This window comes from Paenibacillus sp. D51F (assembly GCF_053345695.1).
Genome location: NZ_JBKFAO010000001.1, coordinates 254,169 through 279,881, shown reverse-complemented (window position 1 = coordinate 279,881; position 25,713 = coordinate 254,169). Strand labels below are relative to the sequence as shown.

The following is a 25,713-nucleotide window of genomic DNA, read 5'->3' as shown; positions in this document are numbered from 1 at the left end:
CAGCATTGGCAACGGATAGAAGGAGGCTGGCTAACATGCTGAAGCGGAAGAGCGGCCCGCTTGTCGTGCTGGAGGACGGCACGGTGCTGCTGGACGATGCCCATCCCGGAGCCGAAAAGGCCAGGGAAGCGCTCGCGGGCTTTGCCGAACTCGTCAAGCGTCCCGGCACGATGCATACCTACCGAATGACCCCGCTGAGCGTATGGAATGCTGCTTCCCAAGGCAAGCCGGCGGAAGAAATACTGGACTGCCTTGAAGCCAATGCGCGGTACGGGGTGCCGGGAGCGGCCGCAGGCAAAGTGAAGCAGTGGCTCAGCAGGTACGGGGAGCTGGAGCTGACCGCGATCGGGGGCGGCGCGCTGCTGCTGTCCGGACCCGCCGCAAGGCTGCGGGAAATTACGGACGAGAGCATCGCTTCATGGGGAGCGGCCCGCGCAGCTGATGGCATCGCCGTTCCGGGCGAACGCCGGGGAGATCTGAAGAGAGAGCTGCTGCGGATGGGCATGCCGGTCGTCGACCATGCCGGCTACCGGGAAGGCGAGGCGCTCAGTATCGGCCTGCGCGGCGAGCTGCCCTCGGGCAAGCCGTTCCGGCTGAGGGACTACCAGCGGCAAGCGGTGGAGCGGTTTTGCCGGGACGGCGTCCAGGGAGAGGGCGGCAGCGGCGTCATCGTGCTGCCTTGCGGAGCGGGCAAGACCGTCGTTGGCGCCGCGGCTCTGGCCAGGCTCGGCTGCGCGACGCTGATCCTGACATCGGGCTCGACCTCCGTGCGGCAGTGGCGGCGCGAGCTGCTGGAGAAGACGACGATCGCAGAAGATGACATCGGCGAATATACAGGGGAGAAGAAGGAAGTGCGGCCGGTCACCATCGCCTCGTATCAGATTATGGGGCGCCGGGGCAGCGGAGGCCATATGGATCTGTTCAGCCGCAGGGATTGGGGCCTCATCATTTATGACGAGGTGCATCTGCTTCCGGCTCCCGTATTCCGGCTGACCGCCGAGCTGCAGGCGACGCGGAGGCTGGGTCTGACAGCGACGCTCGTCCGCGAGGACGGGCGCGCGGAGGATGTATTTTCTCTGATCGGCCCCAAGCTGTTCGAGCTGCCGTGGAAAGCGCTTGAGCGCGAGGGCTGGATCGCCGCGGTCAGCTGCCGGGAAGTGAGGGTGCCGCTGGCGGAGGAAGACGGGGAAACATACGATGCGGCGGGAGCACGCGCTCAGCTGCGGCTCGCCGGAGAAAATCCCCGCAAGGCGGAGGCGGTGCGCCGGCTTCTGGAGAGGCATCCGGGGAAGCCGGCGCTCGTCATCGGCCAGTATTTGCGGCAGCTGTCCAGCCTCGGGAGGGAGCTCGAAGCTCCCGTGCTGTCGGGCAGCACGCCGCCCGAGGAGCGGGAGGAGCTGTACAGCCGCTTCAATTCCGGAAGCTTGCCTGTGCTGGTTGTATCCAAAGTCGCGAATTTCGCGATCGATATGCCCGATGCGGCCGTCGCCATCCAAGTATCGGGCAGCTACGGCTCCCGCCAGGAGGAAGCGCAGCGGATAGGCAGGCTGCTGCGCCCCAAGGATGATAACCGGGCCTATTTCTATACGGTCGTGACGGAAGGGACGAGGGAAACGGAATTCGCCTTGAAGCGGCAGCTGTTCATGATCGAGCAAGGCTATTCGTACGAGATCACGGAAAAGGGGTCATTATGATGGGTTCGGACAAGCCTTGGGAGAGGAGCAAAGCCGTCCGTCCCAGCCAGAGACGCAGCGATTCGGCGCTTATGCCGGAGCTGCCGGGCTCTGCCGGACCATGCTCCGGAGCGGATTCGGAAGCGGAGAGCTGGAGCCGCTTGAGCCCGGCCGCGAAGGATGTGCTCCGCTGTCTGCTGGCGAGATTCGGCGTCCATCCCGTCGAGGAAGAGCGGCTGCTGGAAGAAGCCGCCGCAGGCTGCTGGTCGGGACTGGAGCTGCGCGCCGGCCTGTCCGGCCTGCAAGCAGCCGGAGCCGTGCAGGCGAGGCTGCGCTTCTGGGGCGAGCGCGCCGTCGCCGTGACGGCTGGCTCGTACTTGAAATGGGCGGCTGTTGTCTGGCCATGGACTTCCGCGGAAGAAGAGCTGGCGCGCCGCAGCGCCGCCTCGGCAGTGAGCGGAGGCGGCGCTCTGTACAGCCGCGTTCTGCTGGGGGCTCTAGCGGAGCTTGCCCGCAGCGGACCGGTCCTGACCGTGAAAGGAAGGCTTCACATGAGCACCATTAGGGCTTTGGAGCAGGCAGCGGGCTTGAACCCCGAATCCTTTATCCAGCTGGATCCTTCCTTGAGGCTGGACTATCCCGGATCGGTCGCGCTCGTGCTCGACTGGTGTTTCAGCAGCGGCATTTTGCGTCCTGGAGTAGCCTGGAGCTGGGAGGTGCAGAGGCTGCGGACATGGCTTGACGAGCCTCTGATGCAGCGGGAAAGGGGGCTGTTCAGATGGATATTGGATCGGGCTGTCCGCCATTCGGCGGAAGCGGCCGCCGCTGCGTCCGTCATCTCCAGTCTGAGGGAGGATGTCTGGTACAGCGTACCCAGGCTGGAGCTTTTATGCCGGTCCCGCTCGGGCTGGCCTGCCGGCCGCCCGGTCCGGGACAGCCCGGCAGGCTCCGGGCTGCTGGAATGGCTGGCGGGATGCGGCTGGGCCGAATGGGGCGAAACGGAGCAGGGAGAGTCCTGCTTCCGGCTGCTGCTATCTGCTGAAGGCCGCGAAGAGGAGGATTCGGATGGGGAAGAGCCTCTTCTGCTGCAGCCTGACGGAGATATATGGGCGGGAGCCTGGACTTCGTATCGTCAGCTCTGGCCGCTCGAGCTGGCTGCCGAACGGGGAGAAGTGAGGGAGCTCACCGCATACCGGCTTACAGATAAATCTCTGAAAAGGTCGGCGGCGCTCGGCCTTGGGGCGGGCCAGCTGCGGGAATGGCTGTCCGGGGCGTCGGGAATGGCAGTGCCTCCGCCGGTGGAAACGCTTCTGGCGCAATGCTTGCCCGGGACGGAGAGCCGCAGCGCCCTTTTTGCCGTCGAGGAGAGCGGAGAGGCCGTTGCAGGAAGCAGCGGCAGGCCGTCCTGGCAGTCGTCGGATCCTGCCTCGACCTTTGCCTCGCTCGAACCGGCGCCGCCGGCCGAGGTTCAGCCTTGGCTTGTCCTGCAAGCGGAGAAGCTGCCCGCTGCCTGGACAGGCGCCCCGCGCAGCTATCGCCTGTCCACTTGCCGCCAGCTGCTGGAGAGCGCAGTCCGGCTGCGTATTCCCGTGGAGCTTCACGACGGGGAAAGCGCCGGCATATTCGTTCCGCTCCAAGTAGAGGGAGATGGGGATGGCTGGGCTGCGGAAGGCTTCTACCGGAAAGACAATGAAGCCAGAGTGCCGGCCATGCTGATTCCCGGCCAAGTCGGCCGCATCCGGCTGCACATTCCCGGAAATGCGGCCGCCCGCTGAAGGCGTCTACCGAAGCTCGATCGGGTATGCTATGATAGGAGCAAGCCGGAAGGAGACCCTCCCCGGCAGGAAGGAGTGGACTGATCTTGCAGCAGCTTGAGATTGCGGAGCAGACGCCGCTGGATATGGCGCCAGTCGTGCTCTGCGCCTATGAACTAGGCGATTACATCAACCAATCGGCCGAAGTGGCGGATTATTTATATTGGAAGAACGAAGTCGAACACAACCCGGAAGTCGCCTCGCTGAGGGCGAGATTCAACCGAGCGAAGGAATTCTTCTCTGAATGCGAGCGCTTCGGAAGGTTCCATCCCGACTATCATGCGGCCAAGGATAAGGTGAAGGCTGTCGAAGCCGAGATGGCGCAGGTGGAATGCATCCGCCGCTACAAGGAAGCCGAGGAGATCGTGGATACGCTGCTCTACGACGTATCCCTGATGATCGCCGAATCGGTATCCGGCTCCATCAAGGTGCCGGGCAACAATCCGCTGCCGTCCGGCGGCTGCGGCGGAGGCGGCTCCTGCAGCTGCGGAAGCGGGGGTTGCGGCTGATGGAACATTCCGAGTCGATGGCAGCCGTCGAAGCGGCTGCCTTCCCTGAACGGCGCACGGGCTACATCGTCTGGGTGAGCGACGCCAAGTCGGCCCGCAGCCTGGAGAAATACGGAAACGTGCATTATATTTCGCGGCGGCTGCACTATGCCGTTATTTATATCGATTCGGGGCGCGAGGAAGAGACGCTGCGCAACATTCACCGCCTGCCGTACGTCAAGAAGACGGAACGCTCCCTCCGGAACGAGATCAAGACGGAATACACCAAGGAAAATCCGGACAAAACGCGTTTCTACAGCATGTAGATGCATCGTCCGGCATCGGCGGCTCAAGACCTTCGACCTCTGGCGGGTGGGGGTCTTTTTTCTTATATAAAACCCAAAATGTGACAATAATGGAGAGTCCTATTTTTTAATTTGAAATTGGAAATAGACATGGTAGAATAAACCTAATCATAAACTAGATATAAAGGCCTGCTTCCCAGGGAGGAGTGGACAAGATGAAGGATAGAACGACGGAACGCTGGAACACGTATGAGACGTTCCATGTTGAACTGGGCGAAAAGCGAGTGGCGGATGTCATCATCACTCATCATGCGAAGCTCCGCTGGGCGGACCGGGTAGAGAGCGTCAAGACCGGTTTCGACGACATCGCGGATTATATCTGGCAATGCCTCAAGCAAGGACGGATCGAATCCTACTACCGGAACGAAGAGGACGTCTATCTCATTGACGACGATCTGGTTTTCGTGGCGGAATTCACCGATTCGGAGAATGAATTCGATCTTGCCGGAACGCCGCTTCAGAAAATGATTGTCGTCACATTTTTAGGAAGAATGTCGGAAACGATCGAGCTTAGGGACTTAAAGTCCTATTACTCCTGGCTGCGGCATTCCCGGCGCATGACATTGATCAAAAACAGCCGCAAAAGGAAATGACATATTATAACAAATAATATGGATGAGAATGACAATAGTGGAAACGGGTTTCCTGCTCCTTGGCGGCGAGGCCTGTTTTTTTCTATTTATTCCGATAGTTATGTTTTATGCGCCGGTACGTTATAATGGACAGAAAAATGAGCGGGCATGTCCGGCTGGCAACCGAAGCCGGATCAGGCGGATGCCGCCCGAAAGGATGACGACAAGGTGGCCATCAACTTCCATCAGCTGCATATTTTTTATACGGTCGCTGAAAAAGGCAGCTTTTCCGCGGCAGCGCAGGCGCTCCACATGACTCAGCCGGCCGTAACGATGCAGGTCCAGTCTCTCGAGGACCAGCTCGGCGCGAAGCTGCTGCTCCGGTCCACGAAGAGAATCGAGCTGACGGACGCGGGGAGCGTCCTGCTGCCCTATGCCAAGCGGAGCATGGACTTGATCCGGGATGCCGATGCGGCCATGGCGCGGTACGCAAAAGGGCTCAAGGGACGTCTTCAGCTCGGCTCGAGCCTGACGATCGGCGAGTACATCCTGCCGCGGCTGCTTGGACCGTTCAACAAAGAGCATCCCGATATTTCCATCCGCATGAAGATCATGAACACGACTCAGATTCTCGAGCATATCCTGAACCATCAGCTCGACTTCGGCTTGCTCGAAGCTCCGGTCAGCCACCCGGACGTGCATACCGAGCCGGTGCTGAGCGACGAGCTGCAGCTGATCATAGGTCCCGGCCATCCCCTGTCGGGACGAGGCGAAGTCACCCTTGCAGAAGCGATCACGTACCCGCTCGTCCTGCGCGAGCAAGGATCGGGCACGAGGCAGGTCATGGAGGACCAGCTGGCGATGAAATCCATCGATGCCGAGGACCTGAACATCGTCATGGAGCTCGGCAGCACCGGCGCGGTCAAGTCGGCCGTGGAGGCGGGAGTCGGAATGAGCTTCATCTCCGCTTCCTCGATCAAGCATGAGCTGGCTCTCGGCCTGCTGGAGACGGTGGCCATAACGGACGCCGATTTCACCAGGGAGTTTTATTCGATCTATTTGAAGTCGGCGCTGCTGCCGAAACCGGCCGTATCGTTCCTCAGCTTCCTGAGAGGCAGGGATCTTGCCCAATGGCTGTAATACGCGCGGATCTGCATACGCATACGACGGCGTCGGACGGGATGGATTCACCGGCCGAGCTCGTTGCCAGGGCGGCCGCGCGGGGTCTGGACGCGATAGCCGTGACGGATCATGATACGATGGATGGCATCGGAGACGCGAAGCTTCAAGGAGAGCGTTTCGGCGTCATCGTCATTCCGGGCGTGGAGCTGAGCACCGCTCGGGACGGCAAGGACATCCATGTGCTCGGATACGGCCCGGACCAGAGCAATCCGCTCTGGCTGGAGCGCCTCTCCTCGCAAGGGAAAGTCCGGGAACGGCGCAACGAGCTGCTGCTTCAGCGTCTTGGACAACTGGGCATCGCCTTGACGCTGCGCCAAGTGCTGGATGCCGCAGCGCATGGAGACGGCGGTGTTCCGGCGAGCCTGGGACGTCCGCATTTCGCCGCCGCTCTTGTGAAGGCAGGCGTCGTATCCACCGTACGCGAAGCATTCGAGCTTTATCTCGCGGAAGGAGCTCCGGCCTATGTGGCGATTCCGCGCATAACGCCCGAGGAGGGCATACGCTGGATCGCCGAGGCCGGCGGAGCGGCGGTGCTGGCCCATCCCGGCCTGTACCGCGACGACGCTGAAGTGGAAAGGCTTGCCTCAGCCGGAGGACTGGCCGGAATCGAAGCCTTCCACTCCGACCATACGCCGGAGGAGGAGCTCAAGTATTTGCGTCTTGCCGAGAGGCACGGCCTTCTTGCAACCGGCGGCTCCGACTACCACGGCAGCCGCGGCGGCGAGATGCGCCATGGCGACGTGGGGAGCCGGACCGTGGATGCACGGGCGCTCATGGAGCGGATGAAGGGCTGATGTCGAGGCTGTCGGCCGGGTTCTTGAGAGGTGCAGAGGACAGGCTCTCGCATGAAGGGATAAAGGAAGGACGGGTCATTTACCGAATAAAAAGAAGCCAGCGCTGCAAGTCAGCGCTGGCTTCTTTTATTCATTCGGCTAGCTCCGCCCGTCCTTGAGCCCTCGCGAGCCCATGCTTTCAGCCGCGGCCGACGGAACGGGACTTCTTCGATCTCCATCTCTCCTCGAGATAGCGTTCATACCATCCGATGCTGGCCGTCAGCCAGGATGCGCTGATCAGGTAGCCTCCCAGCACGTCGCTCGGGTAGTGGACGCCCAGATAGATCCGGCTGATTCCGATCATGATGATCATGACGATTCCCGCCGACACGGCAGCGGCCTTCATCCAAGAGCGCTCAAGATGCTTCCAAAGGAAATAAATCGTAATGCCGTAAAGCGTGAAGGCAGCCATGGAATGGCCGCTCGGAAAGCTGTAGCCGGCCGCATCGATGATCCGGTGGACATCCGGCCTGGCGCGGTGGAAGATAAGCTTGAGCAGAAGGTTCAGCAGGCTTGATCCGACGATCACGCCGACAAAGAAGATCAGTTCCCTGCGATAGCCGACGAGCAGCAAAGCGACGACGATCACAATCATGATCCCTGTGACCCAAGGGCCGGAGCCTGCTGTCGTAAATCCCTTCATGACAGCTGTCAAAGACTGGGAGGCGATTCCCTGGACGGCATCGGACACCCGCTCGTCAAAGACGACGGTATGCTGCCTTCCGATCAGCAAAGCCAATGCTGCAAACAAGCAGAGGAGGAGCAGCTAGCTCACCAGGGGACGAATCAATACAGCTGTCAAAAAGCGCATAGGCATTCTTTCCCCTTTGAAAGATGGCTGGAGCCGGCCCATTATCCAAAACCTCGCATGAGATTCGAAGGCAGGTTCGATTTTGCGGGCTGGACGATTTCAGATCGGCAATAGCGGCAAAAGCCGTGATAATCAAGCTTTGACAACGGATGGAAGCTCCTTCAAGCGGGCTTCATCCGGGGTGATGAAGAGCGTTTTCTGCCGGTCGTAGATGACGAATCCCGGCTTGGAGCCGCTCGGCTTGTGCACATGGCGGATCTGCGTGTAGTCGACCGGAACCATGCTGGAGCTGCGGGCCTGGCTGAAGTGGGCGGCCAGCATCGCGGCCTCCTCGAGCGTAGCGTTCCCGAACTCGGCAGAGCGTATGACGACATGCGAGCCGGGAATATCCTTCGTATGCAGCCAAGTATCGCCTTGAGAGGCGAGCCGGTTGGTCAAATATTCATTCTGCGTATTGTTTTTGCCTACATAGATGGCGATGCCCTCGGATGAAGTGTAGCAGAGCAGGGCGGGCCTTGCGGCCTTCTTGCGCTTCGCTCCCCGCTTCCCGCGCGCGCGCAGGTAGCCCTCGGCTACAAGCTCCTCGCGAATTTCCTCGATGTCCTCCAGAGAAGCGGTATCCAGCTGCTGCAGCAGGGAGTCGAGATAGGCGATTTCGGTGCCGGCGAGCGCCATTTGCTCTTTCACCGCCTCGGTGCTGTTGCGGAACTTCGTGTAGCGCCGGAAATACCGCTGGGCATTGTCCGAAGGGGACAGCTGCGGATCCAGCTCGATGGTGACGCTTGCCGCATTCTCGTCATAGTAGTTTTCCAGCTCCACGGAACGGTCGCCTTTGGAGAAGGCATGCATATAAGTCGTCAGCAGCTCTCCGAGAATGCGGTATTTGTCGGCGCCTTTCGCTTCTTCCAGCGTCTCGTTCAGCTTTTCCACTTTCTTGACGTTTTTGGCTTTCTCGTTCTGGAGGAAGCGGATCATGTCCGATACCCGCTGCTTGACGGTGTCGCGGCCCGCTTTTTCCCCATAGAAAGCTTCCAGGCACTGGCTTATGCTCTCGAAGCCGCGGCGCTCTCCTTCCAGATGCGTCAGCTCGATAATGGAGAAATAGCTTTTGCCGGCTGGCGTCTCCACGATGTTGGGAGCGTAGCTGCCGCCGCGCACCGACTCCATGAAGGAGGAAAAGACGGTCCACAGCCGATGCAGCTCCGAGCCATCGCCGGCGTCGACGGAGCTGGCGCGGTATGCCAGCTCTCGCGCCAGCAAGGGACTGAAGCCGCTCAGCGCCGCCACGAGCAGCTTGTCGAGCGGCTTGGCGGACTGCTCCTCAGCGGCTTCGCTGCCAGCCGCCTCGCTCAGAATGCGGGCGAAATCATTTTCCTGCGTCAAATGAAGCGGGTCCGTCTTGTGCTGGTCGGGCGGAGCCGTATAGGCTGTGCCCGGCATGACGATGCGGTAGCTGCTGATCGCCGGCGTCACGTGATGGATGCCGTCGTGGATCGTTCTCGTCGCGGTATCGACCAGAATGATGTTGCTGTGGCGACCCATGAGCTCGATGATGATCGTCTTCAGCGTCAGATCGCCAAGCTCGTCGCGCTGGCGGATGTCCAGCTCGATGACGCGCTCCATGCCGACCTGGCGGACAGCTTCGATCTGGCCGCCTTCGCAGTATTTGCGCAGCAGCATGCAGAACATCGGCGGCTCCATCGGATTCTGGTAGCTGCGTTCCGTGAAGTGGATCCTCGGATAAGTCGGGTTGGCCGAGATCAGCAGCTTGCGTCCCCCGCCTGCTCCGCGGGTCTGAACAACGAGATCGTGCGCGGTCGGTTGATGGATTTTATGAATGCGTCCGCCGACGAGCTGCTGGAGCTCGCTTACGGCGGCGCGGGTTACGATGCCGTCCAATGCCATGAGGGTCGTTCCTTTCGTGCGCGCCTTGTCGTCCATGCGGCGCAGGTTGTTTTGCCGTCTTATTCTACCATAACAACAAGGACAAGGGATATTTCGGGGATTGTCCTCATATAGTGTCCTAGAGCCTTGCGGGTGCTGCCCGCAGCATTATCGTTCCATCTGCGGGAGGGAGAAGAGTCGAATGGAGAATAGGAATTGGCACCAGCTGGCGGAGGAACAGCTGCTCAGCCAGCTTGGCAGCTCTCCGGACAACGGTCTATCGGCGGAGGAGGCTGCCAAGCGGCTGGCCGAGCATGGCCGCAACGAGCTGTCCGAAGGAAAGAAGCTGTCGCCGGTGAAGCTGTTTTTGAACCAGTTCAAGGATTTCATGGTGCTCGTCCTGATCGGGGCGACACTGATATCGGGTCTGCTGGGGGAATATCTCGACGCGATTACGATCATCGCCATCATTGTCATCAACTCGATTCTCGGATTCGTGCAGGAGTTCAGAGCGGAGCGGTCGCTGCGCGCCCTCAAGGAGCTGTCCGCTCCGACTGCCCATGTTCTGCGCGGCGGCAAATCGGAGGCGATTCCGGCCAGCGAGCTCGTGCCGGGCGATATCGTGCTGCTGCAGAGCGGCGACCGCGTTCCGGCCGACCTGCGTTTCTTGACAGCCAACAGCTGCCAGGCCGAGGAGTCGGCGCTGACCGGGGAATCCGTACCGGTGAGCAAGCATTGCCTCGCGATCGCCGAGGAAGAGCTGCCGCTCGGGGACATGCGGAATATGGGCTTCATGGGCACGATGCTGACCGGAGGCACCGGCACCGGCATCGTCGTGAGAACAGGCATGAATACGGAGATGGGCAAGATCGCCGATCTGATCCAGCAGACGGACGAGATGGAGACGCCATTGCAGCGCAGGCTGGAGCAGTTGGGCAAAATCCTCATCGTCGTCGCGCTTTTCCTGACGGTCATGGTCGTCGTGGCCGGCATCCTGCACGGACAGCCTGCCTACGGAATGTTCCTCGCGGGCGTCAGCCTGGCGGTGGCGGCCATTCCGGAGGGGCTGCCGGCAATCGTGACGGTGGCGCTCGCTCTGGGTGTCCAGCGCATGATCAAGCGCAAGGCGATCGTGCGCAAGCTGCCGTCGGTCGAAACGCTTGGCTGCGCCTCCGTCATCTGCTCGGATAAGACCGGCACGCTGACGCAGAACAAAATGACGGTCACCCGCATCTGGAGCGGAGGCCGCCAGCTCGAAGTCACCGGAGAAGGCTATGCCCCCGCCGGAGGCTGCTACGCGGACGGCCAGCAGGTAGAGGCCAAGGACGACGCTTCGCTGCGGCGCATGCTGCAGGTCGCGGCGCTGTGCAACAATGCGGAGCTGATCCATGCCGAAGAAGGGGAAGAGCGCAAAAGCAAAGGCGGCCAGACGGAGCCGAAGGAGGAATGGACGCTCAAGGGCGACCCGACGGAAGGCGCGCTCGTCGTGCTGGCGGCCAAGATGGGGCTCAGCAAAAGCTCGCTCGGCGGCCTGTACAAGCGCGAGCAGGAATTCCCGTTCGACTCGGAGCGCAAGCGCATGTCCGTGGTCGTGTCGCATCAAGGAGGCCGGATCGCCTGTGTCAAAGGCGCGCCGGATATGCTCCTGGAGCGCTGCTCCTATATTCTATGGGAAGGCAAGGTCGTGCCGTTCACCGGCACGCTCCGGCAGAAGGTGCAGCAGGCGCAGGAGGGCATGGCCCAGTCGGCGCTGCGGGTGCTCGGACTCGCTTACCGGGATCTTCGTCCGCATGACAAATGCGAGAGCGCCGAGGACACGGAGTGCCAGCTCATATTCGCCGGCCTCACCGGCATGATCGATCCTCCGCGCCGGGAAGTCCAGGGCGCCATCGCGACATGCCGCCGCGCCGGCATCAAGACGGTCATGATCACGGGAGACCACCAGCTGACCGCCGAAGCGATCGCCGCCCAGCTCGGCATCATGCCGCGCGGCGGGCTGTCGATCAGCGGGCGCGAGCTTGCCGGCTTGTCCGACGACGATCTGGACAAGGTGGTCGACAACATCTACGTCTATGCGCGGGTCTCGCCCGAGCATAAGCTGCGCATCGTCAAGTCGCTCCAGCGCAAAGGTCATGTCGTCGCCATGACGGGAGACGGCGTCAACGACGCTCCGGCCATCAAGGCGGCGGATATCGGCATCGCCATGGGCATCACCGGCACGGATGTGTCCAAGGAAGCTTCCTCGCTCGTGCTTGGAGACGACAACTTCTCGAGCATCGTGGCCGCGATCGAGGAAGGCAGGGGCATTTACGAGAATATCCGCAAGTTCATCCGCTACTTGCTGGCGTCCAATGTCGGAGAGATCCTGACGATGTTCCTGGCGATGATGGCCGGACTGCCGCTGCCGCTGCTTCCGATCCAGATTCTGTGGGTCAACCTTGTGACCGACGGGCTGCCGGCGATGGCGCTCGGCGTCGATCAGGCCGAGAGCGACCTGATGACGCAGAAGCCGAGGTCCGCCAAGGAGAATATTTTTGCCCGCCGGCTCGGATGGAAGATTGTCAGCCGCGGCGTGCTGATCGGCGTCTGCACGCTTGGCGCGTTCTGGATCACCTTGAAGACGGCTCCGCAAAACGCGGACGGACTGGTGCTCGCCCAGACCGTCGCCTTCGTGACGCTCGTCATGGCGCAGCTGATCCATGTGTTCGACTGCCGCAGCTCCCGGTCGATCTTCCACCGCAACATGCTGCAGAACAAGTATCTTGTCCTGTCGGTCCTTTCTTCGCTGGGCCTCATGCTGGCCGTCGTGTATGTTCCCGCCCTGCAGCCGATCTTCAAGACGGTTCCGATCGGCTTCCGCGAATGGTGCCTCGTCTTCGTGGCCGGCGGCATCCCGACGTTCCTGATGGGAGTCGGCAGCGTGCTGGGATCGTCCAAGCGGCGCAAGCCGAAAGCCCGCATCTCTTATTCGGGCGGTCAGACAAACGTCCGCTGAGCGGATTCCGGAGCGCGGCGACAGTCGCTGCATTCAAAGCAAGCCCCCCGGCTGGACGCCGGGGGGCTTGCCGCGTTTGTCCCGGGAAGTTCGAGGAGTCTATAGTAGAAGAAGCAGGGAAGCATCCAAGGAGGCCATGCAGGATGAGGATGAGAATAAGAACAGAATTGCCCGTCCGCCCGGCATAGAAGCCCCTTTTCCCTTGCCCGAAGAAGCCTTCATGACCGTCGAGCTGCTGGCGGGAACGCTGGGAGGGATTGCCGGAATCGTCCGGTATCCGGCTGCTTTCGGCTCGGTCATCGGATGGACGCGGGGAAAAAGTACAAATCTTAGACGCAATCGGGAATAGCCTTGCCCGGCTTGATGCGCTATCCTAATTACGACGGCCGCCCGCAGCGGCGGCGACCAGCAGGCCATCAATGCTTCGGCATATCAAAAGGAGAGCATCTATCGTGGAATTCACCAAAATGCACGGCCTAGGCAATGATTTTATCGTCGTATTCGGAGAGAAAGACCTTCCGGCCGGGGTGGACGAGCTTGCGGTCTCCCTGTGCAACCGCTTCTTCGGCATCGGAGCCGACGGGCTCGTCTATATCCTGCCTTCCGAAAGGGCGGACTTCCGCATGCGCATCATCAATTCCGACGGGTCCGAGGCGGAGCAATGCGGCAACGCGATCCGCTGCGTAGCCAAGTATGTCTTCGACAACGGCCATACGGACAAGGAACGGCTGACGATCGAGACGCTCGGAGCCGGCGTGCAGCAGGTCGAGATCACCGTACAAGACGGCAAGGCGGCGTACATCCGCGTCGACATGGGGGAGCCGATCCTGCAGGGGCTGCAGGTTCCGACGACGGTCGATGCCGACCGGGTCATCGGGCACCCGGTCGAAGTGGACGGACGGGAGTTCCGGTTCACGGCCGTATCGATGGGCAACCCCCATGCGGTCATCTATGTCGACGACGCGGCCGGATTCGACCTTGCCGCTTGGGGTCCCAAGCTGGAGACGCATCCGCTGTTCCCGCGCAAGACGAACGTCGAGTTCGTGACCGTCAATACCCGCAGCCAGGCCGACATGCGCGTATGGGAGCGCGGCGCGGGTCCGACGCTGGCATGCGGCACGGGAGCCTGCGCGACCGTCGTCTCTTCCGTGCTGAACGGGCTGACCGACCGCAAGGCGACGGTTTCCCTCAAGGGCGGGGATCTGCTGATCGAATGGAACGAAGAAGACAATCATGTGTACATGACCGGACCGGCGGCGGAATCATTCCGCGGAACCGTGTAGGGAGCTGTCCGAGCATATGGAGGAGATCCGCCCGCGAGGGCGGATCTTTGCTTTGTCCGGACAAAGGCAATCATGCGGCGGAGTTCATGCGCCAGCCATCCTGCAAAGAGCATGGGATGGCGTTCAAGGGGCAAATGATGCCTCGATTTCTATTTTTCTCGCGAAATCGCTTTGTACCTTGTTCGTTTGGCGAATATCGATTAGAATAGGTACACGACTGTCTGCCTGGGCTTATGCCCGGGGTGCGGAACGGGATGACGCTTGGGACGGCCGCCGGAGCGGCGGACGGAACGTTTGCGCCGTGTTTTTTGTGTCAACACTAGTTGCAATGGTTCTGCCCATTGCCAGATGGAGGGCCTTCTAGAAGACCGCTATCTGTTCCAATCTGTCCGGAGGGAGAACCTGACATGGCTATCAAGCTCATCAATATCGGCTTCGGCAACATCGTATCGGCTAACCGGATCATCTCGATCGTAAGTCCGGAATCGGCGCCGATCAAGAGAATCATTCAGGAAGCGCGGGATCGCCACATGCTTATCGACGCCACGTACGGCAGGCGCACGCGGGCGGTTATCATTACGGACAGCGACCATGTCATTTTGTCGGCCGTGCAGCCGGAGACGGTCGCGCACCGGTTGTCCGCGAAGGATGACGATCACGACGAATAATAGCGGGGAGTATTATGAATAAGGGATTATTAATCGTATTGTCCGGACCTTCCGGCGTCGGCAAGGGCACGGTATGCTCCGTGCTCCGCCACAAGATGCCGGAGCTGGTCTACTCGGTGTCGGCGACGACCCGCAGCCCGAGACAGGGAGAGACGGACGGCATCAATTACTTCTTCAAGTCGCGGGAGCAGTTCCAGGACATGATGGCTCGCGGAGCCATGCTGGAGTATGCGGAGTACGTAGGCAATTATTACGGCACTCCCCGCGATTTCGTGGAGAGCACCATCAACAGCGGCAAGGATATCATTCTCGAGATCGAAGTCCAGGGAGCGCTCAAGGTCAAGGAAACGTTTCCCGAGGGCGTCTTTATTTTTCTGATGCCTCCTTCGCTCGACGTCCTGAAGCAGCGCATCACCGGACGCGGCACGGAAACCCAGGAGATCATCGATTCCCGGATGTCCGTCGCCGCCGAGGAGATCAACCTCATCCGCTATTACGACTACGCCGTCGTCAACGACGAGATCGACGCGGCCTGCCACCGGATCCAGAGCATCGTCACCGCCGAGCATTGCCGCAAGGAACGTTATCTGGCGGGGCTCGCGCACGATATGCAGACCGCATCCGAAAAAGCCTGAACGGAGTGATTAGCCATGTTGTATCCATCCATTGACGAGATGATGAAGAAAGTCGACAGCAAGTACTCCCTGGTCGTCGCGGCATCGCGCCGCGCGCGTGCCCTGAGGGACGGAGAGAAGACCGAGCTGCGCGGACAGAAATCCCATAAGCAGGTAGGCGTCGCCCTCGAGGAGATCTACCACGATCTCGTGCAAGTGGAGCAGCGCAACGAAGACTAGGACATGCCGGCCGCAGCCTGCTGCGGAAGCGGATGATAGATAGCAGCATAGCGGTACGCTTAACAACCCTCTGCGGTTGTTATTTTTTTAGCGGAAGCAAACCCGGCGGAGTGGCTGGTGCCGGCGGGTATATGCCGATGAGGGAGGAGAACACCCCATGCTTCAGGGAAAAAGAATCGTTCTTGGCATAACGGGAGGCATCGCGGCCTACAAGGGCGCCGCTCTATGCAGCAAGCTGGTCCAGGCGGGCGCCGAGGTGCATGTCATCATGACGGAATCGGCGGCCAAGTTCATTACGCCGCTGACGCTGCAGACGCTGTCCCGCCACCCTGTATATCTGGACACCTTCGACGAGCGCGATCCCTCCGTCGTGTCCCATATCGAGCTGGCGGACAAGGCCGACCTGATCCTGCTCGCGCCGGCTACGGCCAACACGCTCGCGAAGCTGGCGGCGGGGCTGGCCGACGACATGCTTGGCGCGACGCTGCTTGCCGCGACGTCTCCGGTCATCGCGGCTCCGGCGATGAATGTCCACATGTACGAGCATCCGGCGACGGTCGCGAACATGGAGCTGCTTGGCAGCCGGGGAGTCCGCTTCATCGAACCCGGAACCGGCCAGCTCGCTTGCGGTTACGTGGCCAAGGGCCGCTTGGCCGAGCCGGAGGAGATCGTGCTGGCGGTCGAGCGGTTTTTCGCTTCGGGCAAGCTGCTGGAAGGAAAGAAGGTTGTCGTGACGGCGGGAGGCACGGTCGAGCGCTTCGATCCCGTCCGTTATCTGACGAATGATTCGTCGGGCAAAATGGGCTTTGCCATCGCGGAAGCCGCCCGCGATATGGGCGCGCACGTAACGCTGATCGCCGGCCGCGTGTCGCAGCCGCTTCCCGGAGGCATGAAGATCCTGCGCGTAGAGTCCGCGCAGGAGATGCTTGAGGCGGCGGGCAGCGTGTTCGACGACGCCGACATCGTGGTCAAGGCAGCGGCGGTCGCCGACTACCGGCCCGTCGTGCGGCATGCCTCCAAGCTGAAGAAGACGGGCGGCACGCTTGTCCTTGAGCTGGAGAAGACGGCCGACATCCTGACCGCTCTGGGCGAGCGCAAGAAAGGCCAGTTCCTGGTCGGCTTTGCCGCCGAGACGGAGCGTCTGGACGAGCATGCGATGGACAAGCTGCGCCGCAAAAACTGCGATCTCATCGTAGGCAACGACGTCTCGATGGAAGGGGCCGGCTTCAACGGCGACACCAATGCGGTCCGGATCTTCGACAAGGACGGCTTGGTTGAATCGCTGCCCGTGATGAGCAAGCGCGATGCCGGCGAGCGGCTGCTGCGCCTTGTCGCGGAGCGGATCGGCTCGAAGGAGCCGAAGGGAACGGAATCATGATCGCCGGCGTCATCGTCGATGTGCCGAGCCGTCAGACAGACCGGCCCTTCAGCTATGAGGTGCCGGCCGCCATGGAAGAGTGGATCGAGCCGGGCAGCCGTGTCGGCGTTCCTTTCGGCGGACGGACCGTGCAAGGCTTCGTCGTCAGCCTGTCCGCCGAGGCCCCGGCCGACAGCGCCGGGAAGCTCAAGCCGATCGCCGAGCTGCTGGATCCGCTGCCGCCGCTCCTGCCGGATCTGGTCGAGCTCGCCCAGTGGATGAGCGGGAAGTACTGCTGCACCTGGACGGCAGCGCTGCAGGCGATGATTCCTGCCGCGATCAAAGGCAAGGCCGAACGGTATATCCGCCTGGCGGAAGACGGAGCCGGGAAGTCCGAGCTCCTGGACGCCCAGTCGTCCGGGAAGGCGGGATCGGCTGCCGGATGGCAGGAGGATCATTCCTTAGCCGCGGGCGCGGCCGGCTGGGGCGATGGCAAGGGCATGAGCCCGGCAGCGGTCGCCCAGCAGCAGCTGCCTCTGGAGCAGCTGCCTCCAGGTCTGGTCCAAGAGCTGCAGCGCTCCGGCGACATGCGTCTGGATCTCGTCGCGCAGCGTTACCCGGAAGCCGGCGCGGCGATCAAGCGGGCGCTGGCTTCGGGATTGCTGGCCGAAGAGAAATCGATTCGGGACCGGCTCGCCGTCCGCAAGCAGCTGACGGTGTATCCGCACGAGGATCGCGCCGCCGCGGAGGCGGCGCTGTCCGCGATGCCCAAGCAGGCTGCCCGGCAGCGCGAGCTGCTGGAATATGTTCTTGGTCTCAGCGAGCCGGTCACGCTGCAGGCGATGCTGTCGGAGACGGGCGCCAGCGCCTCCTCCGCCAAGGCGCTCGAGGCCAAGGGCCTGATCGCGATCCGCGAGGCGGAGCAGCAGCGGGATCCTTATGCCGGCCGCGAGTTCCGGCGCAGCGAGCCGCTGCCGCTGACGGATGCGCAGCGGGCAGTGTACGTGCGGCTGAAGGCGGCGGTGGAATCTTCCGAACCGGCGACGTTCCTGCTGCATGGAGTGACGGGAAGCGGCAAGACCGAGATCTACATGCAGTCCATCCAGCGGGCACTCGAGCTCGGCATGGAGGCGATCGTCCTCGTGCCCGAGATTTCCTTGACGCCTCAGATGGTCGAGCGGTTCAAGGGACGCTTCGGAGACGAGGTCGCCGTCCTGCACAGCCGCCTCTCGAGCGGAGAGCGCTACGACGAGTGGCGGCGGATCCGCCGCGGCGGCGCCAAGGTGGCGATCGGCGCGCGCTCCGCCGTGTTCGCCCCGTTCGGCAATCTCGGCCTGATCATCATCGACGAGGAGCATGAATCCAGCTACAAGCAGGAAGAAACGCCGAAGTATCATGCCCGCGAAGTCGCCGTGCGCCGCGCGCGGCAGCAAGGCGCCGTCGTCGTGCTCGGCTCGGCGACGCCGTCGCTCGAGAGTTACGCGGCAGCCGTCCGCGGAGGCGCGGGCGGCAACGGGGCTTTGCTGGAGCTGAACGAACGGGTAGGGGCGCGGCCGCTTCCGCCCGTCAAGATTGTCGATATGCGGGATGAGCTGAAAAGCGGGAACCGCTCCATGTTCAGCCGCGATCTTCATGAAGGGCTGCAAGCCCGGCTCGAACGGGGAGAGCAATCCGTCCTTCTGCTCAACCGGCGGGGCTATTCAACCTTCGTCATCTGCCGCTCCTGCGGGTACACGGCCGTGTGCCCGCACTGCGACATCTCGCTCACCTACCACCAGAAGACGCGCGCGATGCGCTGCCATTACTGCGGCCACGCGGAGCTTGCGCCCCGCACATGCCCGTCCTGCTCCAGCGAGCAGATCCGCTATTTCGGAGCGGGCACGCAGAAGGTGGAGGAGGAGCTGGCGAAGCTGTTCCCCGGCATCCGGGTCATCCGGATGGACGTCGACACGACGACGGAGAAGAACGCCCATGAGAAATGGCTGACGCTCTTCGGCGAACGCAAGGCGGATGTGCTGCTCGGCACCCAGATGGTCGCCAAAGGGCTTGATTTCCCTTACGTGACCCTTGTCGGCGTCATCGCGGCGGATACGTCGCTCAACCTGCCCGATTTTCGGGCGGGCGAGCGGACGTTCCAGCTGCTGACGCAGGTCGCGGGCCGCGCCGGACGCCATCATCTGCCGGGGGAGGTCGTCATCCAGACGTACAACCCCGGCCATTACGCCGTCACGACCGCTCAGCACCATGATTACGGGGGCTTCGTGGAGGAGGAGATGAAGCATCGCCGCATGATGGGCTACCCGCCTTTCTGCAGGCTGATCCTCGTCACGATGTCCCATGAGCAGCTCGCCACCCTCTCTTCGGTAAGCGACCGCTTCGCAAGCAAGCTGCGGGCTCTTGCCGCCGAGAGAGGCGTGCTGGCGCCGCTGCAGAGCGGCGGGGAGCGGGCGTTCGACCTGCTCGGCCCTGTCGCGTCCCCGATATCGCGGATGAAGGACAAATACCGGTTCCAGTGCATGATCAAATACAGGGGAGCCGTCGACGCTTCCATGCTCGTCAAGGAAGCGATAACCCGCACCGAAGCGGAGGCGGCGCGTTCCGGCGTGCTGTTCAGCGTCGATGTGGATCCCCAAATGATTTTATAGAAATAGGCCTTATCGCCTGTTGTCCCGACATATCTTACTACATCCGGCCCAGGCGTCTACTACTACGAAGCAATCAAGGAAGGTGCATCCATCATGGCCATTCGGCTTATCGTTCAAAATCCCGACTCCGTCCTGCGCGAAGTCGCCAAGGAAGTCACGAAGTTCAACTCCAATCTCCATAAGCTGCTGAAGGATATGGCGGAAACGATGTACGACGCGGAAGGCGTCGGATTGGCCGCGCCGCAGGTCGGCATTTCCAAGCGTGTCATCGTCGTCGACGTCGGCGACGAGAACGGCCTGATCGAGATGGTCAATCCGGAAATTCTGGAGCGCTCGGGTGAGCAGTTCGGACCGGAAGGCTGCCTCAGCATCGCCAACCTCAACGGGGACGTGCGCCGCGCCGAAAAGGTGAAGGTGCGCGGCCAGAACCGCGACGGCGAATTCTTCGAGGTGGAGGCGGAAGGCTTCCTGGCGCGCGCATTCCAGCATGAGGTCGACCATCTGAACGGCATTCTGTTCATCGACCTGGCGGAAGAGCTGTACGACGGGTCCGCCCGCGACCGCCGCGAAGACGGGGAGTGAGGAAGCCGATGCGCATTGTTTTCATGGGTACGCCCGACTTCGCGGTTCCGTCGCTGCTCTGGCTGCTAGGGCCTGAAGCCCGCAGCCTCGGCTGCGAGGTGGTCGGCGTCGTGACTCAGCCGGACCGTCCGAAGGGCCGCAAGCGGGAGCTTACCCCTCCCCCGGTCAAAGTCGCCGCTTTGGAGCACGGCTTGCCCGTGCTTCAACCGGAGCGGATGCGCCGGCCGGAAGCGGTGGAGGAGCTGAAGCTGCTTGCTCCCGAGCTGATCGTGACAGCGGCCTTCGGGCAGATTCTGCCGGTTGCGGTGCTGGAAATGCCCCGGCTAGGCTGCATCAACGTCCATGGCTCGCTGCTGCCGAAGTATCGGGGCGGCGCTCCGATCCAGCGTTCCATCATGAACGGCGAGACGGAGACCGGAGTGACGATCATGCATATGGCGGAAGGCCTCGACACCGGCGACATGATCAGCCGCGTCGTCGTGCCGATCACGGACGGTGACGATTCCGGGACGATGTTCGCCAAGCTCAGCGATGCCGGAGCCCGGCTGCTGGCCGACACCTTGCCGCAGCTGCTGGCCGGCGAGGCTCCCCGCGTTCCGCAGGATGACAGCGAGGCGACGTACGCGCCCAATCTCAGCCGCGACGACGAGCGTCTGGACTGGAGCCGCGGGGCGCGCGAGCTGTTCAACCAGGTGCGCGGCCTCTCGCCGATGGCGGGCGGCTTCACGCTGCTGGGCGATGAGCCTTTCAAGGTTCGCGCCTGCCGCGTAGAGCGTGAGGACGGCAGCGGAGCGCCCGGCGAAGTGATCGATGCCGGCGAGGAAGGCATCGTCGTGCAATGCGGCAGCGGCCGGCTGCTGCTGACGGAGATTCAGCCCGCAGGCAAGCGCGCGATGGCCGCGGCCGAGTGGCTGAAAGGCGCGAGGCTGCAGCGCGGCGCCTTCTTCGGCATCGAAGCCGGCGGAGAAGCCCTGTGAGCGGCCGCACGCCCAGGCCGGGCGGACAAGCCGGCAGCTCCCGCTCCGGCGCCGCAGGCCGGAGCAGCGCCGCAGGCCGCAGCAGTGCCGCAGGCAGCGCTGGCACCGCAGGCCGCAGCGGCTCCAAAGCCGGCGGCATGGCCAAGGCCGGCGGCCAGGCTTCGCTGAAGCCGGCGAAGACGCAGGCCGCAGCAGGCCAGCGCAGCCGTCAAGGCTCGGCGCCGGTCCGGAACGCATCCGGACAAGCCGGCTCGGGTGCAAAGCCTGCCGCAGGCAAAGGCAAAGAGCGTCAGCCTGCAGGGCAAGGACAGCAAAGCCGCGGCAGCGCAGCCTCCAGGCAGCCGCGCAGCGCGCGCGAGCTCGCGCTCGACGCTCTCATCCGCGTCGAGCGGGATGGAGCCTACAGCAATCTGCAGCTCAACCGCGCGCTGCTGGATTCCGGCCTGTCCCGCGCCGATGCCGGCCTTGCGACCGAGCTTGTGTACGGCACGCTGCAGCGCAGGCTCACGCTCGACCACTGGCTGGCGGGCTTCATTCCCAAGGGGCTGCACAAGCTGGAGCCGTGGGTGCTGTCCCTGCTGCGGATGAGCCTGTACCAGCTCGTCTACCTGGACCGGGTTCCCGCTCATGCGGCTGTGAACGAGGCCGTCAACATCGGCCGCCGCCGGGGCCACTCCGGCATCGCCGGAATGGTGAACGGCGTGCTTCGCAGCGCCGTGCGGCAGCTGCCTCAGCTGAAGGCTGAAACCTTCGCTGCCGAAGCGGACGCGCCGCGCCGCTTGTCGCTGCGGCATTCGTATCCGCAGTGGCTGGCTGAGCGCTGGATCTCCGCTCTGGGCGAGGAGGCTGCGGAAGCGGTCATGGCCTCGGGCAACGAGGCGCCGCACGGCAGCCTGCGTCTCAATCCGCTGCGGACGACGCCGTCCGAGGCGCTGCGCCTGCTCGAGGAAGCGGGACTCGCCGCCCGGCCGGCATCGGCTCTGCCGGATTCCGGAATTGTCGTGGATCGCGGCGGCAATCTGGCCATGACCGACGGCTACGCCAAAGGATTATGGAGCATACAGGACGAGAGCTCGATGCTTGTCGCCGCTGCGGCGGATCCCCGACCCGGCAGCCGCGTCCTGGACTGCTGCGCCGCGCCAGGCGGCAAGTCGACGCATCTGGCGGAGCTGATGGGCGACCGCGGCGAGGTCGTCTCGAACGACCTGCATGCCCATAAGCTGGCTCTGATCGAAGACAACGCCAAGCGGCTCGGCCTCCGGGCCGTGCATCCCGTAACCGGGGATGCCGCGGAGCTCGGCCGGCTGTATCCGGCGGAGTCGTTCGATCTGGTTCTGCTGGACGCGCCTTGTTCCGGTCTCGGCGTCATCCGCCGCAAGCCGGAAATCAAGTGGACGAAGTCCGAGGGCGACATCAAGGATATCGCCGCGCTCCAGACCCGCCTGCTGGAAGCGGCGGCCGGCCTGGTCAAGCCAGGAGGAGTGCTGCTGTACAGCACCTGTACGATCGAGCATTCGGAGAACGCCGGACAGGTCGCCGCATTCCTGGGGCGCCATCCCGAATATGCGCTGGATCCCGGCGGCTGGCCGGAGAAGGTGCTGGAGCCGCTGCGTGCGGCCGGCGTTGCCGGGGCGGAGGAAGCTGTCTTCGACGGCTCCCTGCAGCTGCTGCCCCAGCACTTCGGCAGCGACGGCTTCTATATCGCCAGGCTGACTAAAAAGCCCGATTAACTCGAAGAACCCGAAGAACCCGCATCCCATCGCTGGGATGCGGGTTTTTTGCGTTGAAGATCGATAGTCCTGGATTGCCTAGCGCTAACAAGTGCATATGCACAGACAGACAGCTCTGTTTCTTTTGAAGTAGAGCCGGTTGGAGGAGCCTTGCGATGGCTGGCCCCTTGCCAAAGCTTGGCAGTCATTTGAAGCCTCGCTGCCGCAATAGAGCCGGGATTCCATCGTCCCGAATCTCGGACCCTCCGATAAGCCTTTCGGCATTCCTTTCCCGAAATCCATGGTGCTGAGGTTGGCATCTCTTTTCTAGTATATTAAAATAAAGTAAAGGAACATGGGAGAATACCGGACAGGGAGTAGATGGACTTGCGAAGTTGGATCAAGCCTACGCGAAAGATCGTTTTGACCATGACGGCGCTTTATCTCGTCGCCATGCTGCTGAACGCGGGAATGCAGGCGGCTTCGATGGGGATGGATTACAGTGCGGTGAGACAGTGGATTGCCGGCCAGTACCCGCTGTTTTTCATGGGGAGCTTCATTTTCTTTTTCCTCCTCCTGGCTGCGGCTTCCATCGTCCGCAATGTGTACGGAGGCACGGCGCTCGTGACTGCGGTCACCGCCCTTACGGGCACAGCCGTCTATCAAAAAATGAAAGCGACAGGAGAGCCGCTCTTCCCCTGGGATCTGCTGCAGCTGAAAAACGCCGGCGAAATGGCCGCCATGACCAGGGGAATGTTCTCGCCGCTTGTCATCGTGCTCACGCTCGCCGTCGTGGGCAGCTTCGGCTTGCTCGTGTTCAAGCTTCCGAAGCTGCGTTTTCCGCTCGTGCTGCGCGTCGTATTCGCCGTGTGCTCCATCACGGGGATTTTCTTCTTCGTCCATATCATGGAGAGCAAGGACAGCTCGCTTCTGAGCAAGATCAGCTACGAAGATATTTTCTGGGACCAGAAGCAGAACTACCAGTACAACGGATTTGTCATCGCTTTCGCTTCCAACCTGACGGGGAGCATGATGGCCGAGCCCGACGGCTACAGCAAGGAGGCTGTCGAGGCGATCGCCGCCAAATACGCGTCCATTCCCGATGCGGAGCCGGCTGCCACGCCGGCCGAGGCGCCCAACATCGTGTTCGTGATGAACGAGGCATTCTTCGATCTGACCCGGGTGACGGATTACAAGCTGAGCGAGGACCCGCTTCCATTCCTGCATGAAGCGAGCAAGGGGAAGCCGTCCGGCTACGTGCTTTCGCCCGAATTCGGAGGCAGTACGGCGAATGTCGAATTCGAGGCGCTGACCGGCCTCACCAACTATTTTCTGAACGACGGCACCGTGCCGTTCCAGCAAAATCTGACCAAGCAGACGGACCTGCCCTCGATTGTCAGCATTTTGAAGCAGCGCGGATATGCGGCGCTGGCGCTCCATCCTTTCGATAAAACCTTCTACAGCCGAAACACCGTCTACCCGATGCTCGGCTTCGAGAAATTCACCAGCTCCAAGGAAATGCCGAACCGGGAGTACCTGTCCTCCCGCAGCTATGTCTCCGACATGGCCGCGATGAAGGAAGCGGTGCGCGAGCTGAAGGAGCAAGAGAAGACCGGCAAGCCGGCGTTCCTTCATCTGGTCACGATGCAGAACCACTTCCCGTATACGAACAAGACCATCCACGGCATGAACACGGTCCGCGCGGCTGGCGTCACTCCTGAATATAGTGATCAGGTGGAGACGTACGCCGAAGGAATCAAGCATACCGACGGCGCCCTTTCGTACTTGTCCTCGGCCATCCAGCAGCTCGGCAGGCCTACGGTCGTCATCCTGTGGGGGGATCATCTGCCCGGCCTTCCGGCCAAAGTGTATGACGATGCAGGCTGGACGGACGAAAGGCTCCGCCACGAAACGCCGCTGCTCGTGCTTTCCAATTACGAGGTGGGCAGCAAGCCGCTCGGCACGTTGAGCCCGTCTTTCATCGGACCGGAGATCTTCTCCTACGCAGGCCAGAAGCTGCCAGCCTACTACAAGCTGCTTCATGAGGTCAAGACGGCCATGCCGGGATTGAACAAGAAAGTGCTGCTCGGTCCGGACGGGAAGGTCGAGAAGCCGACGGCGGAGCAGCAGGCTCTGCTTGACGACTACAAGATGATCCAGTACGACCTGCTGGAGGGCAAGGGGTATGCCAAGGAAATCATGTTCAGCTAATTTCGAGGCCGGCTTTTCGAAGCCGGAAGCCTCCAAGCCGGCGCTCCATGCGCCGGCTTCCTATTTGTCAGGGAGCTGAATCCATCCTTCCGCAACGTATTTTTTCCAACCGGGTGGAGCCGGCGCCGCTTCCGTCTTCGCAGCAGGAACAAGAGGAAACAATTGCCGTCCCATGCTCGTCTGTCCATGTGCGGGGAAAGGATGACGATGGGGGCGACTGAAGGATGAACAGGCGGAGAAAACGGCTGCGGCAGGCGGCGTTGATTGCGGCGGCCGTATTGGTCCTGGCGCTGCTGGCGGATAGGAACGGCTACTATGCGCATCGGGTTGCCGGAAGCGGCGCAGAAGCCTTCCGGACGCGGCTGCTGGAGACGGTCGGACAAGGAAAGCAGGTCAGGCTGTCGGAACTGACGGAGTTCGACTGGGATCGGATGGCCGTCATTCCTCCTTATATGAATTGGGAACAGATGGAGGCGATAGCCGGGGCTGAATGGACGGACGCCAGGACTTATCCGGGCTACGTGCTCCTGCGGATGCTTCCCGATACGTGCACGATGTGCGACGAAGGGATGCATAGGCTCGTATTCGCCAAAGGAAGCCGTGTGACGGCGGACGTAGCCTTATCCCGGATGGATCTTGACTTCACCGGCTTGAGCGGTTTCGCCCGCACGGAGGAGCCGATCGTCGGGACCGAGTATGCGGGAAGTCCGCTAGTCGTTGCAATCGATCCTTGACAGCCGCGCGCCGGCAGGCTGTGGTCTTGCGAGGGACGTTTGTGGTAAACTAGAGCGACTAGCGTCCTGCGGCAAC

General features: G+C 62.1%; 21 protein-coding genes. 19 read left to right on the top strand and 2 right to left on the bottom strand.

Annotated elements, in window-relative coordinates:
* Positions 1 to 35: 35 nt before the first annotated feature.
* From ACLBWT_RS01305 to ACLBWT_RS01275, 7 genes are all read left to right on the top strand, one after another.
* Positions 36 to 1,694, top strand: coding sequence for a DNA repair helicase XPB (locus ACLBWT_RS01305; RefSeq protein ID WP_447661301.1), 1,659 nt, complete (start codon positions 36 to 38; stop codon positions 1,692 to 1,694).
* Complete coding sequence (locus ACLBWT_RS01300) at positions 1,691 to 3,448, top strand: hypothetical protein (RefSeq protein ID WP_447661300.1); 1,758 nt, start codon at positions 1,691 to 1,693, stop codon at positions 3,446 to 3,448. Before ACLBWT_RS01305 ends, ACLBWT_RS01300 begins: the two co-directional genes overlap by 4 nt.
* Before the next feature lie 125 nt (positions 3,449 to 3,573).
* Positions 3,574 to 3,996 (top strand): YlbF family regulator, encoded by a 423-nt coding sequence (locus ACLBWT_RS01295; RefSeq protein ID WP_447661667.1) that lies wholly within the window; start codon positions 3,574 to 3,576, stop codon positions 3,994 to 3,996.
* Positions 3,996 to 4,301, top strand: coding sequence for a YlbG family protein (locus tag ACLBWT_RS01290; RefSeq protein ID WP_447661299.1), 306 nt, complete (start codon positions 3,996 to 3,998; stop codon positions 4,299 to 4,301). The genes ACLBWT_RS01295 and ACLBWT_RS01290 overlap by 1 nt, the downstream gene beginning before the upstream one ends.
* A 194-nt stretch (positions 4,302 to 4,495) precedes the next feature.
* The gene (locus ACLBWT_RS01285; protein ID WP_447661298.1) at positions 4,496 to 4,933 is read left to right on the top strand and encodes a hypothetical protein; all 438 of its coding nucleotides are present in this window, start codon (positions 4,496 to 4,498) and stop codon (positions 4,931 to 4,933) included.
* A gap of 207 nt (positions 4,934 to 5,140) precedes the next feature.
* Complete coding sequence (locus ACLBWT_RS01280) at positions 5,141 to 6,052, top strand: selenium metabolism-associated LysR family transcriptional regulator (protein WP_447661666.1); 912 nt, start codon at positions 5,141 to 5,143, stop codon at positions 6,050 to 6,052.
* Entirely contained in the window at positions 6,043 to 6,888 is an 846-nt protein-coding gene (locus tag ACLBWT_RS01275) for a PHP domain-containing protein (RefSeq protein WP_447661297.1), read from the top strand. Before ACLBWT_RS01280 ends, ACLBWT_RS01275 begins: the two co-directional genes overlap by 10 nt.
* Before the next feature lie 178 nt (positions 6,889 to 7,066).
* Here ACLBWT_RS01275 and ACLBWT_RS01270 read toward each other — a convergent pair whose 3' ends face one another.
* Positions 7,067 to 7,678 (bottom strand): phosphatase PAP2 family protein, encoded by a 612-nt coding sequence (locus ACLBWT_RS01270; protein ID WP_447661296.1) that lies wholly within the window; start codon positions 7,676 to 7,678, stop codon positions 7,067 to 7,069.
* 192 nt (positions 7,679 to 7,870) lie between these two features.
* On the bottom strand, positions 7,871 to 9,643 hold the full coding sequence (locus ACLBWT_RS01265; protein ID WP_447661295.1) for an Rqc2 family fibronectin-binding protein: 1,773 nt from the start codon (positions 9,641 to 9,643) through the stop codon (positions 7,871 to 7,873).
* Positions 9,644 to 9,824: 181 nt separating this feature from the next.
* Between ACLBWT_RS01265 and ACLBWT_RS01260 the strand changes: the two genes are divergently transcribed.
* The 12 genes from ACLBWT_RS01260 to ACLBWT_RS01205 all read left to right on the top strand — a co-directional run bounded on the left by ACLBWT_RS01260 (position 9,825) and on the right by ACLBWT_RS01205 (position 25,637).
* Positions 9,825 to 12,617, top strand: a complete 2,793-nt coding sequence (locus ACLBWT_RS01260; protein ID WP_447661294.1) for a calcium-translocating P-type ATPase, SERCA-type — start codon at positions 9,825 to 9,827, stop codon at positions 12,615 to 12,617.
* 452 nt (positions 12,618 to 13,069) lie between these two features.
* A complete protein-coding gene (gene dapF / locus ACLBWT_RS01255) occupies positions 13,070 to 13,900 on the top strand; it encodes a diaminopimelate epimerase (RefSeq protein ID WP_447661293.1) in 831 nt (276 codons plus the stop codon).
* 407 nt (positions 13,901 to 14,307) lie between these two features.
* Positions 14,308 to 14,568, top strand: coding sequence for an extracellular matrix/biofilm regulator RemA (gene remA / locus ACLBWT_RS01250; protein ID WP_006036475.1), 261 nt, complete (start codon positions 14,308 to 14,310; stop codon positions 14,566 to 14,568).
* A 14-nt stretch (positions 14,569 to 14,582) separates the two neighbouring features.
* Positions 14,583 to 15,203, top strand: a complete 621-nt coding sequence (gmk, locus tag ACLBWT_RS01245; RefSeq protein ID WP_447661292.1) for a guanylate kinase — start codon at positions 14,583 to 14,585, stop codon at positions 15,201 to 15,203.
* A gap of 15 nt (positions 15,204 to 15,218) precedes the next feature.
* On the top strand, positions 15,219 to 15,422 hold the full coding sequence (gene rpoZ / locus ACLBWT_RS01240) for a DNA-directed RNA polymerase subunit omega (protein ID WP_048747187.1): 204 nt from the start codon (positions 15,219 to 15,221) through the stop codon (positions 15,420 to 15,422).
* A gap of 157 nt (positions 15,423 to 15,579) precedes the next feature.
* Positions 15,580 to 16,800 (top strand): bifunctional phosphopantothenoylcysteine decarboxylase/phosphopantothenate--cysteine ligase CoaBC, encoded by a 1,221-nt coding sequence (coaBC, locus tag ACLBWT_RS01235; RefSeq protein ID WP_447661291.1) that lies wholly within the window; start codon positions 15,580 to 15,582, stop codon positions 16,798 to 16,800.
* Complete coding sequence (priA, locus tag ACLBWT_RS01230) at positions 16,797 to 19,424, top strand: primosomal protein N' (RefSeq protein ID WP_447661290.1); 2,628 nt, start codon at positions 16,797 to 16,799, stop codon at positions 19,422 to 19,424. Before coaBC ends, priA begins: the two co-directional genes overlap by 4 nt.
* Before the next feature lie 93 nt (positions 19,425 to 19,517).
* Positions 19,518 to 20,006 carry a peptide deformylase gene (def, locus tag ACLBWT_RS01225; RefSeq protein WP_076355101.1) on the top strand — a complete coding sequence of 163 codons (489 nt, stop codon included), beginning with the start codon at positions 19,518 to 19,520 and terminating at the stop codon, positions 20,004 to 20,006.
* Between the two features lie 8 nt (positions 20,007 to 20,014).
* Positions 20,015 to 20,983, top strand: coding sequence for a methionyl-tRNA formyltransferase (gene fmt, locus ACLBWT_RS01220; protein ID WP_447661289.1), 969 nt, complete (start codon positions 20,015 to 20,017; stop codon positions 20,981 to 20,983).
* A gap of 137 nt (positions 20,984 to 21,120) precedes the next feature.
* Positions 21,121 to 22,713: a 16S rRNA (cytosine(967)-C(5))-methyltransferase RsmB gene (rsmB, locus tag ACLBWT_RS01215; protein WP_447661665.1), complete on the top strand. Its 1,593-nt coding sequence runs from the start codon at positions 21,121 to 21,123 to the stop codon at positions 22,711 to 22,713.
* Between the two features lie 366 nt (positions 22,714 to 23,079).
* A complete protein-coding gene (locus ACLBWT_RS01210; RefSeq protein ID WP_447661288.1) occupies positions 23,080 to 24,903 on the top strand; it encodes an LTA synthase family protein in 1,824 nt (607 codons plus the stop codon).
* Positions 24,904 to 25,127: 224 nt separating this feature from the next.
* Entirely contained in the window at positions 25,128 to 25,637 is a 510-nt protein-coding gene (locus ACLBWT_RS01205; protein ID WP_447661287.1) for a hypothetical protein, read from the top strand.
* The last annotated feature ends 76 nt before the right edge of the window (positions 25,638 to 25,713 follow it).

Coding starts and splice junctions, on each gene's coding strand:
- ACLBWT_RS01305 (WP_447661301.1), top strand. CDS start 36: ATGCTGAAGCGGAAGAGCGGCCCGCTTGTCGTGCTGGAGGACGGCACG.
- ACLBWT_RS01300 (WP_447661300.1), top strand. CDS start 1,691: ATGATGGGTTCGGACAAGCCTTGGGAGAGGAGCAAAGCCGTCCGTCCC.
- ACLBWT_RS01295 (WP_447661667.1), top strand. CDS start 3,574: ATGGCGCCAGTCGTGCTCTGCGCCTATGAACTAGGCGATTACATCAAC.
- ACLBWT_RS01290 (WP_447661299.1), top strand. CDS start 3,996: ATGGAACATTCCGAGTCGATGGCAGCCGTCGAAGCGGCTGCCTTCCCT.
- ACLBWT_RS01285 (WP_447661298.1), top strand. CDS start 4,496: ATGAAGGATAGAACGACGGAACGCTGGAACACGTATGAGACGTTCCAT.
- ACLBWT_RS01275 (WP_447661297.1), top strand. CDS start 6,043: ATGGCTGTAATACGCGCGGATCTGCATACGCATACGACGGCGTCGGAC.
- ACLBWT_RS01265 (WP_447661295.1), bottom strand. CDS start 9,643: ATGGCATTGGACGGCATCGTAACCCGCGCCGCCGTAAGCGAGCTCCAG.
- ACLBWT_RS01260 (WP_447661294.1), top strand. CDS start 9,825: ATGGAGAATAGGAATTGGCACCAGCTGGCGGAGGAACAGCTGCTCAGC.
- remA (WP_006036475.1), top strand. CDS start 14,308: ATGGCTATCAAGCTCATCAATATCGGCTTCGGCAACATCGTATCGGCT.
- gmk (WP_447661292.1), top strand. CDS start 14,583: ATGAATAAGGGATTATTAATCGTATTGTCCGGACCTTCCGGCGTCGGC.
- rpoZ (WP_048747187.1), top strand. CDS start 15,219: ATGTTGTATCCATCCATTGACGAGATGATGAAGAAAGTCGACAGCAAG.
- coaBC (WP_447661291.1), top strand. CDS start 15,580: ATGCTTCAGGGAAAAAGAATCGTTCTTGGCATAACGGGAGGCATCGCG.
- priA (WP_447661290.1), top strand. CDS start 16,797: ATGATCGCCGGCGTCATCGTCGATGTGCCGAGCCGTCAGACAGACCGG.
- def (WP_076355101.1), top strand. CDS start 19,518: ATGGCCATTCGGCTTATCGTTCAAAATCCCGACTCCGTCCTGCGCGAA.
- fmt (WP_447661289.1), top strand. CDS start 20,015: ATGCGCATTGTTTTCATGGGTACGCCCGACTTCGCGGTTCCGTCGCTG.
- rsmB (WP_447661665.1), top strand. CDS start 21,121: ATGGCCAAGGCCGGCGGCCAGGCTTCGCTGAAGCCGGCGAAGACGCAG.
- ACLBWT_RS01205 (WP_447661287.1), top strand. CDS start 25,128: ATGAACAGGCGGAGAAAACGGCTGCGGCAGGCGGCGTTGATTGCGGCG.